Annotated in this window: 11 protein-coding genes and 1 pseudogene; 10 read left to right on the forward strand and 2 right to left on the reverse strand. The window is 47.2% G+C overall.

The window, feature by feature from the left end:
- The 7 genes and pseudogenes from truD to rpoS form a co-directional block, all read left to right on the forward strand.
- Positions 1-608, forward strand: a 608-nt coding sequence (gene truD, locus KDK19_RS19855) for a tRNA pseudouridine(13) synthase TruD (RefSeq protein WP_257292707.1), incomplete at its 5' end; no start/stop codon positions are given.
- Complete coding sequence (gene surE, locus KDK19_RS19860) at positions 589-1,332, forward strand: 5'/3'-nucleotidase SurE (protein ID WP_257255284.1); 744 nt, start codon at positions 589-591, stop codon at positions 1,330-1,332. The genes truD and surE, both read left to right, overlap by 20 nt.
- A 1-nt stretch (position 1,333) precedes the next feature.
- Positions 1,334-2,002 (forward strand): protein-L-isoaspartate(D-aspartate) O-methyltransferase, encoded by a 669-nt coding sequence (locus tag KDK19_RS19865; protein WP_257281116.1) that lies wholly within the window; start codon positions 1,334-1,336, stop codon positions 2,000-2,002.
- A 103-nt stretch (positions 2,003-2,105) separates the two neighbouring features.
- Positions 2,106-3,041 (forward strand): DUF368 domain-containing protein, encoded by a 936-nt coding sequence (locus tag KDK19_RS19870; RefSeq protein WP_257292708.1) that lies wholly within the window; start codon positions 2,106-2,108, stop codon positions 3,039-3,041.
- A gap of 325 nt (positions 3,042-3,366) precedes the next feature.
- Positions 3,367-3,639: pseudogene (locus KDK19_RS24600) on the forward strand (LysM peptidoglycan-binding domain-containing protein); the annotation flags it as partial.
- An 87-nt stretch (positions 3,640-3,726) separates the two neighbouring features.
- The gene (locus tag KDK19_RS24605; protein ID WP_257292709.1) at positions 3,727-4,152 is read left to right on the forward strand and encodes a peptidoglycan DD-metalloendopeptidase family protein; all 426 of its coding nucleotides are present in this window, start codon (positions 3,727-3,729) and stop codon (positions 4,150-4,152) included.
- A 100-nt stretch (positions 4,153-4,252) separates the two neighbouring features.
- Complete coding sequence (gene rpoS / locus KDK19_RS19885; protein ID WP_257253789.1) at positions 4,253-5,284, forward strand: RNA polymerase sigma factor RpoS; 1,032 nt, start codon at positions 4,253-4,255, stop codon at positions 5,282-5,284.
- A 138-nt stretch (positions 5,285-5,422) separates the two neighbouring features.
- Here the strand turns inward: rpoS and fdxA are convergent, their stop codons facing one another.
- Positions 5,423-5,746 (reverse strand): ferredoxin FdxA, encoded by a 324-nt coding sequence (gene fdxA / locus KDK19_RS19890; protein ID WP_257253788.1) that lies wholly within the window; start codon positions 5,744-5,746, stop codon positions 5,423-5,425.
- Positions 5,747-5,933: 187 nt separating this feature from the next.
- A complete protein-coding gene (gene mutS / locus KDK19_RS19895) occupies positions 5,934-8,540 on the reverse strand; it encodes a DNA mismatch repair protein MutS (protein WP_257253786.1) in 2,607 nt (868 codons plus the stop codon).
- Positions 8,541-8,719: 179 nt separating this feature from the next.
- On the opposite strand from mutS, the gene KDK19_RS19900 reads away from it, so the two are divergent.
- The 3 genes from KDK19_RS19900 to KDK19_RS19910 form a co-directional block, all read left to right on the forward strand.
- Positions 8,720-9,214, forward strand: a complete 495-nt coding sequence (locus KDK19_RS19900; protein ID WP_257281112.1) for a CinA family protein — start codon at positions 8,720-8,722, stop codon at positions 9,212-9,214.
- Between the two features lie 98 nt (positions 9,215-9,312).
- On the forward strand, positions 9,313-10,368 hold the full coding sequence (recA, locus tag KDK19_RS19905; protein ID WP_257253782.1) for a recombinase RecA: 1,056 nt from the start codon (positions 9,313-9,315) through the stop codon (positions 10,366-10,368).
- 588 nt (positions 10,369-10,956) lie between these two features.
- Positions 10,957-11,669: alanine--tRNA ligase-related protein (locus tag KDK19_RS19910; protein WP_257292710.1), on the forward strand; the 713-nt coding region annotated here is incomplete at its 3' end.

An 11,669-nucleotide genomic window follows, 5' to 3' on the forward strand; every position in this document is an offset into this window, starting at 1 on the left:
GTCTGAGGGTCATCGCCAATCAGGGTGTGCCTAACTATTTTGGAGAACAACGCTTTGGTCTTGAGGGGGCTAACGTTGATCGGGCGTTACTGATGTTTTCCGGTCATTTGAGGGTTGATAAAAACAAACGCTCTATGTATCTGTCTGCAGCACGATCCTGGATATTTAATCAGATCCTTTCTGAGCGTGTCAGTCAGAAAAACTGGACCCGCTACCTTGAGGGTGATGTACCTGGTTTTCAAGACAGTGGTAGTCTGATCCTGCGGGATCATGACCAGAACCTGATGACAAGAATTGAAGCCGGAGAAGTCTCATTGACAGCTCCTCTGTGGGGGCAAGGGGAGTTGCTTTCCGGATCGGATTGCAGAAAGATGGAAAAAAGGATTTCAGGTCGCAACCCGTTGTTGAGTAAGGGCCTGGAGCAAGCAGGTTTAAAGCATGAGAGGAGAGCCATTCGTCTAATGCCTGCAGCCATGAACTGGAAATGGTTATCAGGTGATTGTATCCAGCTTGAATTTTCTCTGCCAAAAGGCTGCTTTGCAACAGCGGTGTTAAGGGAAGCTATGCAATGCATTGAAGGAAGATTTGATGAGAATACTGCTAAGTAATGATGATGGTGTCGCAGCCAACGGGCTGGCCACCCTTTACAGTTCACTCGAAGGCGTGGGTGAGCGAATTGTCTTTGCTCCTGATAGAAACAGCTCGGGCTTGAGCAGTTCATTGACTCTGGGGCGTCCCCTGAGGGTGACTGAACATTCCAATGGTTTTAACAGTGTCGATGGAACACCGGCTGATTGCGTTCATTTGGCGGTCAATGCATTGTTGGAGCAAAAGCCTGATATTGTCGTTTCCGGTATCAATCATGGTGTCAACCTGGGTGATGATGTTCTTTATTCAGGGACGGTAGGTGCCGCTTTGGAAGGCCGTTTTATGGGGTTGCCTGCCATTGCTGTATCTGCCTGTGGCAAGGGAGAGCAAGGTTTTATTACAGCAGGCAAGGTTGTCAGAGATTTGATTCTCAGACTTGCGCAATTATCCCTGCCAGAAGGAACCCTGTTAAATGTTAATGTTCCTGATAGACCCTATGAAGAGCTCAAGGGCATGGCGGTGACTCGTTTAGGGCACAGGGAAAGACCGGAGAAACCTTTAAAAGTAATGGATCCCAGGGGAAAGCCCGTTTACTGGATTGCTCCTGTCGGTAAGGGACAGGATGCGGGCAAGGGCACTGATTTCTATGCTATTGCTGAAGGTTTAGTCTCAGTGACACCCCTTCAGTATGACCAGACTCATCATTCAACGCTTTCTCAGCTCAGTGAATGGCTGGGCAGCTGATATGAAAGAGATTGATATTCATGGTATAGGAATGACCTCACGGAGAACCCGGGAGCGTCTGATCAATCGACTTTCAGATCAGGGGATCGACTCTACCGATGTCCTTGAGGTTATTCGCAACACACCGAGACATCTGTTTGTGGATGAAGCCCTGTCTCACAGAGCTTATGAAGATACTGCCCTGCCTATTGGCTTTGGGCAGACACTGTCACAACCTTATATTGTGGCAAGAATGACACAGGCTCTCATGGCAGCAGGTCCACTCGACAGAGTACTTGAAATAGGTACAGGGTCAGGTTATCAGACAGCGGTTCTTTCGCCGCTGGTAAAGAAAGTATACTCTGTTGAGCGAATCAAACCCCTTCATGAGCGAGCAAAGAAACTGCTCAGAACGCTGTCTATTCACAATGCTCAGCTTAAACTCAGCGATGGTGGTATGGGTTGGTCAGTCATGAGCCCCTTTGATGGAATCATTGTAACAGCTGCCCCGGATCAGATACCTGAGGAGCTATTGCAGCAGTTATCGGAGGGTAATGGTCGTCTAATTATTCCAGTTGGAGGTCGCGGTGTTCAGGACTTATTGCTGATCACCCGTCAGGGAGATACCTTCAAGAAAGAAATGCTCGAAGCCGTGCGCTTTGTGCCATTGCTGGATGGGGTTCAGAAATAATACACTTCTTCGTGTTTCATGAATGAAAGTCATTGAGATTACTCTGAAAAGATAAACGGGTCTGATACTGATTTACGCTTTACAGAATAAGACAGGTTGGATTATGTCAAAAATGAAAGAAGGTCTGAGTATTTTGCTCAGGGGGATAGCTATGGGGGCTGCCGATGTCGTTCCTGGCGTTTCAGGAGGTACCATTGCCTTTATTACCGGTATCTATGATCGCCTGTTAAATGCCTTGAAGAGTATTAATCCCGGTTTACTGATCAAGCTTAAATCCGAAGGGATTGCTCAGTGTTGGAAGTATATTGATGGGAATTTTCTGATTCTGCTGTTTGGCGGAATCTTGTTCAGTATACTGAGTTTTGCCCATCTAATTACGTACCTGCTGGAAGGCTACCCGGAACTCATCTGGTCTTTTCTCTTTGGCCTGATATTGATTTCAGGCATTCATATGCTCAAACAGATAAAGAGTTGGAGTGTCTCCTCCATGATACTTCTTGTATTCGGTTGTTGTGTCTCTTATTTTATCGGGAGACTGACGCCTACATCTCTGACTCCTTCCTACCTGATGTTGTTCTTTGCCGGCTGTATTGCTATATCTGCAATGATTTTGCCGGGCATTTCCGGCAGTTTTATCCTGCTGTTGATGGGGTTGTACCCCGCTGTTTTAGCTGCCGTGAAAGGTCTGGATATTCTGGCGCTGACAGCATTTGGATCTGGATGTATTGTCGGGTTGCTGACATTTTCTCATGTCCTTGCCTGGCTGTTAAAACAGCATCGTGATCTGGCTCTGTCGCTCTTGACGGGCTTGATGCTGGGTGCCCTCGGAAAAGTATGGCCGTGGAAAGAAACACTGGAAACAAGAATAAACAGTTCGGGTCAGGAAGTTCCTTTTCTGGAAAGAAATATTTCTCCCTGGGCCTATGAAACGCTGTCCGGTCACTCGGCTTACCTATTGCCATCGATTGCCTTGATGTTGGCAGGTATCTTGCTGGTTGTTCTGCTTGAAAAATTCGGTAGTCGCTTTGTTGAAGATTGATTATTAAATTCTCTTTCTGAACAGATAATCAACCGGTTCATTATCATGAACTATGGGTTGCTGATCTTCCCCGTTCCATAGCTCCTTTCTGGAATGGTATGTCGATGTTGCGGTCTAATGAACTCAAATCGATTGCCAATAGTGTGGAACCGGTCTGATATGAAAAGAGTGTTTCGGCAGTCGTGACATTTCCTAGGTGAATTTCGCCGAAATGTAGGCGTTATTACCTGTATTGATATATTTTTTTAGATTAAGAAAATTCAAATATATCTAAATTTATTATATTTTGAGGTGTGCCTCGGTGACCAAGTATGGAGCAGAGTGAATGACAGGCAATCGTCTTGAGCAAGAAATTAATTTGAGTGTTTGCTCAAGAATAGTCAGTTGGATAACATTGATTCTGTTACTGACCGGATGTGCCCATGATCCTTCCTCAGTTCAGGTTAGAGAGCTCAGGCTGCCACCAAAAGTAAGCAGTGGCAGTCATATAGTCCGTGACGGTGAGACCCTTTTTTCTATAGCTTGGCTTTATAGTAGAGATTTCATAGAGTTAGCTGCTATCAATGGAATACGCCAACCTTATACTATCTTTCCGGGTCAACATGTTAACTTGACTCCCTCAAGTTATGTATCCCGTTCTTCGAGTCCTGTAAGAAAGAGCACCACAACCTCATCAAAGTCTTATGTGGTTAAAAAAAAACCAGTGAAAACAGCTGATAAAACAGAACGATTATCCAACATTTCAAGCTGGCACTGGCCGGCCAATGGAAAAGTGGTGCGTATGTACAACAACGGCAATGGGCTGAATAAAGGGATTGATATCAGAGGCAAATTGGGAGAGCCTGTAAGTGCAGCAGCCACAGGCGAGGTCGTGTATGCTGGCAGTGAACTCGCTGGTTATGGCAAGCTGATTATTATGAAACATAACAACAGCTATCTGAGCGCTTACGCTCACAATAAGGAGTTGCTTGTGCGTGAAGGAGACTCAGTTAAAGCAGGCCAGAAGATAGCCGAAATAGGTTCTACAGGAACGACAGAGCCTAAGCTGCATTTTGAAATTCGGCATAATGGCAAACCGGTCGACCCAATGCGATTCCTGCCTGAACGCTGATTTCAATATGTGGTGTCGGTAGAGGGATCTCACGGGTGTCGGCTCAACCCTCAGTTGGTTGTTCGACAGACAGTGGGGCTTTCGGATAGGACTGACTCTTATGGCAGCAAAGAGGGATGACTCAGAGCAAAGTAGTTTTGCCGAGGATTTTACCCAGGGAAAGAGTGAAATTGATAACGTGCTGGATTCTGATCTTAATGAAAACGAAGAAGTTGAAGAGAAAGAACCTGCACCGCAGACGTTTACACCCAGTGCGTCAGATTACAGTAGAGCCCGTCGCGATGATGATGGCTTCTATAAGTCTATCGATGCCACTCAGCTCTACCTCAACGAGATTGGCTTTTCACCTCTGTTGACACCAGAGGAAGAAGTGCATTATGCGCGTCTTGCCCGTCGAGGCGTTGAGGCGGGTCGGCGTCGTATGATTGAAAGTAACTTGCGTCTGGTCGTCAAGATATCCAGGCGATATGTCAATCGTGGTCTGACACTTCTGGATCTGATTGAAGAGGGAAATCTGGGTCTCATCAGGGCGGTTGAAAAATTCGATCCTGAGCGCGGATTCCGTTTTTCAACATACGCTACCTGGTGGATTCGTCAGACCATTGAGCGAGCCATTATGAATCAGACACGTACCATTCGTCTTCCGATTCATGTGGTTAAAGAACTCAATGTTTACCTCCGGGCGGCTCGTGAACTGACTCAGAAGCTAGATCATGATCCAACCCCGGAGGAAATCGCTCATCTGCTGGATAAGCCGGTTGATGATGTTAAAAGAATGTTGGGGCTTAATGAGCGTGTCACTTCAGTTGACACGCCTTTGGGCCCGGATTCTGATAAGTCCATCCTTGATACTATTTCTGATGAGAAGGAGTCTGATCCGGCAGAACTGCTTCAGGATCTTGATCTCAACGACAGTTTGGACAAGTGGCTGGGTGAACTTTCTGAAAAGCAGCGTGAGGTGGTGGCCAGAAGGTTTGGTCTAAGGGGCTATGAAACCAGCACCCTTGAAGAAGTGGGCAAGGAGATTGGGCTGACAAGAGAGAGGGTCAGGCAAATACAGGTCGAGGCTCTAAAGCGCTTGCGCTCTATCCTTGAGAAACAGGGGTTGTCTGGAGAATCCCTGTTCAGTTGATAGCATTGTCTTGGCAATAAAAAAGCCATGATCTCGGGGTCATGGCTTTTTGTTTGGGGAAGAGTTGGTGCTCGAACCATTGAAAGCAGTTATCAAGACATTTCTGCATAGCTCTTAGCCCCCGGATATCGGGCGCTCTCAGCGTTCCAGATGCTCGAGCTTGCCTTTCACACCATCCCATTTTTCAGCATCAGGGAGTGCGTCTTTTTTTTCTGTAATGTTATCCCAGACGTCAGCGAGTACAGCATTGAGTTCAATAAACTCCTGCTGATCTTCCGGTACCTCATCCTCGGAGAAGATCGCATTGGCTGGACACTCAGGCTCACAGAGGGCACAGTCGATACATTCGTCCGGGTGGATAACCAGAAAGTTGGGCCCTTCGTAAAAGCAATCTACGGGACACACTTCCACGCAATCGGTGTATTTGCACTTGATGCAGTTTTCACCCACTACGAAAGTCATGATGGTTACACTCCGTTTGTTCAGGCTGATGGTAAGTCAGTCAAAATACATTTATGAAATGTCACCATCAGGAATGACATTTCTAATCGCATATCCCTTACTGGTTTGGCACACGGCTCAACCAGTTGAGGCGTAAAGTCTACCAGCATTGTTTATAAGGTAGTAGTTCAAGCGGTTATGAGCATAGTCAGTTTTTTGAAGTCAGTGACTTAAGATCGTATAGCAACCCGAGAGCTTGCCGGGGGGACAGGTTGTCAGGGTTAAGTTCCTTGAGTGCTTCGACGGCCGGATGTGGCTGAGAAGCTGTGAACATATCTGCCTGAACCGGGTTCTGTTTACAAACCGTTTTGGCCTGCCTTGAAGTTTGTGGCACAGTCTGTGCCGACGAGCCTTCTTCTAATTGGTGCAGTCTGGAGCGTGCCTGAGTGACTACATTTCTCGGGACGCCTGCTAGTTGAGCCACCTGTAAACCGTAACTCTGACTGGCAGGGCCATCCTGAACTGAGTGCAAAAATACAATTTTTTCGTCGTGTTCTGTGGCATTCAGGTGAACGTTGACAACTGAGTTGCACTCGTCTGGCAAATGAGTCAGCTCAAAATAGTGAGTGGCGAACAGGGTGAATGCCTTAACAGTATCTGCCAGGTGATGAGCACAAGCCCAGGCCAGGGATAAACCATCGAAGGTGCTGGTTCCCCGACCTACTTCATCCATCAAAACCAGGCTGCTTGCTGTGGCGTTATGAAGAATATTGGCTGTCTCAGTCATTTCCACCATAAACGTGGATCGTCCACCGGCCAGGTCATCGGATGAACCTATTCGGGTGAATATTCTATCTACCAGACCAATTTTTGCGTGACTGGCAGGAACAAAGCTTCCTACGTGAGCTAATAAAACGATTAATGCCGTTTGTCTCATATAGGTCGATTTACCACCCATGTTTGGACCGGTGATGACTAGCATTCTCCTGGTGGCATGGAATTCTATATTGTTGGCCACAAAGGGTTCTGTCAGCACCTGTTCGACAACCGGGTGGCGACCATCCTCAATATGGATGCCAGGATCCGAACTCAGTTCAGGTTTGCAGAAGTTCAGAGCCTCAGCTCTTTCTGACAGGTTGTTCAGAACATCCAGTTCGGAGGTGCTCATGGCCGTTTCCTGAAGAGGGCCCAGAGCTTCCAAAAGCTCGTCCATTAATTCGTCATACAGTGCTTTTTCTCTTGAAAGCGCTCTGCTTTTGCTTGATAGAGCCTTATCTTCGAACTCTTTTAATTCCGGTGTGATGAATCGTTCAGTATTTTTCAGTGTCTGGCGACGTATGTAGTCTACAGGGGCGTCTTCAGATTCTCTTCGGCTGAGCTCAATGTAATAGCCGTGAACCCTGTTAAAGCCAACTTTCAGACTGGGTAGTCCTGTCCTCTCTTTCTCTCTTTTTTCCAGTTCAACAAGATAATCGCCAGCGTTCTGACTGAGAGCACGAAACTCATCCAGCTCTTTGTCAAAGCCTTCCGCAATGACTCCACCGTCTCTGATGATGACAGGGGGGTTCTCGACGATAGACCGGCTCAGCAGATTAGCAACCTGAGGATGCTCGCCGATGGCTTCAGCCAGTTTATGAATGTCCTCATTATCAATCGTTCTGAGAATGATTTGTAGTTCAGGTAGCTGATTCAGGGCGTCTCTCAAGCGAGCCAGGTCTCTTGGACGAGCTGATTTTAACGCTACTCTGGCAAGAATGCGTTCAATATCGCCAACGCCGCGAAGCAAGGGTTGAATCTGCTCGAAGTAATAGCCCGATTTTATTGTTGAGATAATAGATTGGCGTTTTTGCAGCTTATGAGCGTTTCTAAGGGGGCGGTTCAGCCATCTTGAGAGCAATCGACTACCCATAGCGGTCGCTGTTTTATCAAGTACGGACAAAAGGGTGTGATCTCGACCACCATTGAGGTTCTGGCTTAATTCCAGGTTTTTTCTGCTGGCTGCGTCAAGGACTACGCTTTCTTCGCGAAGTTCCCGCTGTATGCTTCGAATGTGGGGCAGGGCGGTTCTCTGTGTTTCCTTGGCGTATTGTAGAAGGCAGCCTGCCGCCCCAAGGCCGATAGTCAACGATTCACAGTCGAATCCTTGCAGGTTTTTAGTTTGGAACTGGCGGGTTAATCCTTCATAGGCGCTGTCACGATCAAAGTCCCAGGGGGGGCGTTTGGTCGTTCCCGGGCGCTCAATAACCTGGGCCGGCCATTCAAAGCTGTCATTGATGAGAATTTCGGCAGGGTTGATACGCTCAACTTCTGCCATCAGGGCTTCTTCGCTCGCGACTTCTACTGCTGTAAATTGACCACTGCTGATATCCAGAGAGGCTATTCCATATTGATCTTCTGATCGGCTTAAAGCGGTCAGAAGGTTGTCCTGCTGTTCGTCCAGAAGTGCTTCGTCGCTCACTGTGCCGGGGGTCAGGATTCGAACTACTTTTCTTTCAACGGGGCCTTTTGTTGTGGCCGGGTCGCCAACTTGCTCGCAAATGGCGACAGAGACGCGAAGTCTGACCAGACGAGCCAAGTAACCTTCAACTGCATGGTAAGGGATACCTGACATGGGAATGGGCTCACCGGCAGACTGTCCCCGGGTTGTCAGTGTTATATCTAATAACTCGGCAGCCTTGCGGGCATCGTCATAGAACAGCTCGTAAAAATCACCCATGCGATAAAATACCAGATGTTCCGGGTGTTGCTGTTTGATACGCAGATATTGCTGCATCATCGGTGTATGCTGACTTAGGGTGTCTTTGCGCGGGCTCATAGATGAGGGTAAGCCTTGAATTCAGGTTGTTAATAAACAATCCATCATTTTACTATGAAAAGCTGGCTGTTTTCATGAGAACAATGGTTTATCTTTAGCCATTGGCAGCTATGGGCTGTTGAATGTATATCTAACTTTGATCAAAAGGCTTTTTCTCATATCAGCCAGAGGCGAGATTAATGTCCGGAGATTTTAACAAAAAGCTGGAACTGCTGGCCGGAAAGCTTCATGCCGCAAAATTGAAAGTGGCTGCTGCTGAATCTTGTACGGGTGGCTGGCTCAGTCAGGCTTTTACGTCTGTTGACGGCAGCTCATGCTGGTTTGAAGGCGCCATTGTCAGCTACTCCAATAACATGAAGCACAAGTTTTTGGGTGTTCCTGTTGCATTGATTGATCGTTACGGTGCTGTCAGTCAACCTGTAGTGGAAAGCATGGCGTTAGGTGCGGTCAAGCGCCTTTCTGTGCCTTTGAGTGTCTCCATTTCAGGAGTTGCTGGTCCAGAAGGTGGAACCGATGACAAGCCGGTGGGTACTGTATGGATTGGTTGGTGTTTTGATGATCAGGTGACGACCGAGGTTTTTCACTTTTCCGGTAATAGAGAGCAGGTGAGAAGACAAGCCGTTGAGACTGCTCTTGATGGTCTGATTAAATTGGTGGATGCAATTTCCAGATAAATGCTGGACAAATATACAGATAGTGTTTAAATATACAGTATCTGAGGTTTTTAACATTTAAAGAATAGTAGCCAGCACACATAAGGTGGATTTGAATAATGGATGAGAATAGAAAGAAAGCACTGGCGGCGGCTCTGGGCCAGATTGACCGACAGTTTGGTAAAGGAACGGTCATGCGCATGGGTGAACAGAAGCAGGAAGCCATTCCAGCTATCTCTACAGGTTCACTGCAACTCGATATTGCATTGGGCATAGGTGGTTTGCCAAAGGGGCGTGTGGTTGAGATTTTTGGTCCTGAATCTTCTGGTAAGACCACTCTGACACTCAGTGTGATTGCAGAAGCTCAGAAGCAGGGGGCTACCTGTGCTTTTGTGGATGCGGAGCACGCTCTGGATCCTCAGTACGCTGGTAAGCTGGGTGTTGATGTTGATGACCTCTACGTTTCGCAGCCCGATACCGGAGAGCAGGCGTTGGAAATTACGGATATGCTGGTTCGCTCCGGTGCGGTTGATGTTATCGTTGTCGACTCCGTTGCAGCCTTAGTTCCTAAAGCTGAAATCGAAGGGGATATGGGAGACTCCCACGTCGGCCTTCAGGCTCGTTTGATGTCCCAGGCCCTGCGAAAAATCACTGGTTCTATCAAGCAGGCAAATTGTCTGGTCATTTTCATCAACCAGATTCGTATGAAAATCGGCGTGATGTTTGGTAATCCCGAGACTACCACGGGTGGAAATGCTCTCAAGTTCTACTCTTCTGTCCGTCTGGATATTCGCAGAACCGGTGCAGTGAAGCAGGGTGATGAAATCATCGGTAATGAAACCCGGGTTAAAGTGGTCAAGAACAAGGTTTCTCCTCCTTTCCGTCAGGCTGAGTTCCAGATTCTCTATGGTCAGGGCATTTACCACATGGGTGAAGTGATTGATCTGGGCGTTAAACAGAAGCTGGTTGAGAAGTCTGGTGCCTGGTACTCCTATAAAGGTACGAAAATTGGTCAGGGTAAGGCCAATGCGGCGCAATATCTGAACGACAACCCAAAGATTGCTGAAGAGATAGAAATGCAGATTCGAGCTGAATTGTTGGGCAGTGCTGAGCCTGGGTCAGAAACCTCCGCAAAAACAGACACAAAACTTCAGGATGAACTTCTAACAGAATAAGTTTTGGAAGCTCTGACAAAGGTATTCGACGTGCTGGCCGGGGGATTTGCTGACACGTCGCGAACATAGCTTTCATGAGTTTCAGGTAAAGCTCGATTCGTTACCCGGATTTTGACGTGTTTCTACCATTTGAGAACTTAAAAGAGGAAGGTCTCTAAAGTGATGGGAGCCTTATTGAGGTTTGTGTTCGTTCAAAAACTGAAAAAAGAAGTGATTCTGTCAGAATGTGCTCTGATTCGCGCAGGAAAAGACTGGCTGATGAAGTGACCTCATCTTTCAGTGTATGAAGACGGCGGCTGGAGATGGTCAGATCCCGCAGGCGCAGTGAGTTTCACGACAGCCTGTATCGTAGTGTCAGAGACAGGTCTAAACAATATCAGTTTACGGCGCATTGAGTGTTTGTCGTTCGTGAGATTTCCAACTTTCTAACGCACTGATCTGCAATGCTAACTCTAACCCATTCGAACAACATTTGACTTAAACAGAGCCTGCATGGCTGTTTTTCTTTCCCTTCTATATAATGATCGTTTTTTATAGATTGCTATTTAATCTCCCGTTTGGAAGACCTGTATGACTCGTGTGAACTATATGAAAAGTGCTGAGATTCGCTCTGCTTTTCTTGAATACTTCAGAGAAAATGGGCATGAAGTTGTACCCAGTAGCTCTCTGGTGCCTCACGACGATCCAACCCTGCTGTTTGCCAATGCAGGTATGAACCAGTTCAAGGAAACATTCCTTGGCAGGGAGCAGCGAACTTATAGACGAGCAACGTCATCCCAGAAGTGTGTTCGCGCTGGTGGTAAGCACAATGACCTGGAAAATGTAGGCTATACCGCTCGTCACCACACCTTTTTTGAAATGCTGGGTAACTTCAGTTTTGGCGACTATTTCAAGCATGACGCCATTCGGTTTGCCTGGACTTTTCTGACTGAAAAACTGCAACTGCCCATTGAGCTTCTCTGCGTTACGGTTTATGAGTCAGACGGTGAAGCTTATAACATCTGGCTGAATGAAATTGGTGTTGCCGCTGAAAATATCATTCGTATTGGCGACAACAAGGGAGCTCCATACGCTTCTGACAATTTCTGGCAGATGGGAGATACCGGTCCTTGCGGACCTTGCACTGAAATTTTTTATGATCACGGTGATCATATCTGGGGTGGTCGGCCCGGAACTCCGGAAGAGGATGGCGATCGTTTTATTGAAATCTGGAACATCGTCTTCATGCAGTACAACCGGCAGCTGGATGTAGGGATGAAGCCTTTGCCAAAGCCCTCGGTGGATACGGGAATGGGACTGGA

The organism is Endozoicomonas sp. ONNA1 (genome assembly GCF_024606325.1).
In the GTDB taxonomy this organism is placed as follows: domain Bacteria; phylum Pseudomonadota; class Gammaproteobacteria; order Pseudomonadales; family Endozoicomonadaceae; genus Endozoicomonas_A.

Coding starts and splice junctions, on each gene's coding strand:
- surE (WP_257255284.1), top strand. CDS start 589: ATGAGAATACTGCTAAGTAATGATGATGGTGTCGCAGCCAACGGGCTG.
- KDK19_RS19865 (WP_257281116.1), top strand. CDS start 1,334: ATGAAAGAGATTGATATTCATGGTATAGGAATGACCTCACGGAGAACC.
- KDK19_RS19870 (WP_257292708.1), top strand. CDS start 2,106: ATGTCAAAAATGAAAGAAGGTCTGAGTATTTTGCTCAGGGGGATAGCT.
- rpoS (WP_257253789.1), top strand. CDS start 4,253: ATGGCAGCAAAGAGGGATGACTCAGAGCAAAGTAGTTTTGCCGAGGAT.
- fdxA (WP_257253788.1), bottom strand. CDS start 5,746: ATGACTTTCGTAGTGGGTGAAAACTGCATCAAGTGCAAATACACCGAT.
- mutS (WP_257253786.1), bottom strand. CDS start 8,540: ATGAGCCCGCGCAAAGACACCCTAAGTCAGCATACACCGATGATGCAG.
- KDK19_RS19900 (WP_257281112.1), top strand. CDS start 8,720: ATGTCCGGAGATTTTAACAAAAAGCTGGAACTGCTGGCCGGAAAGCTT.
- recA (WP_257253782.1), top strand. CDS start 9,313: ATGGATGAGAATAGAAAGAAAGCACTGGCGGCGGCTCTGGGCCAGATT.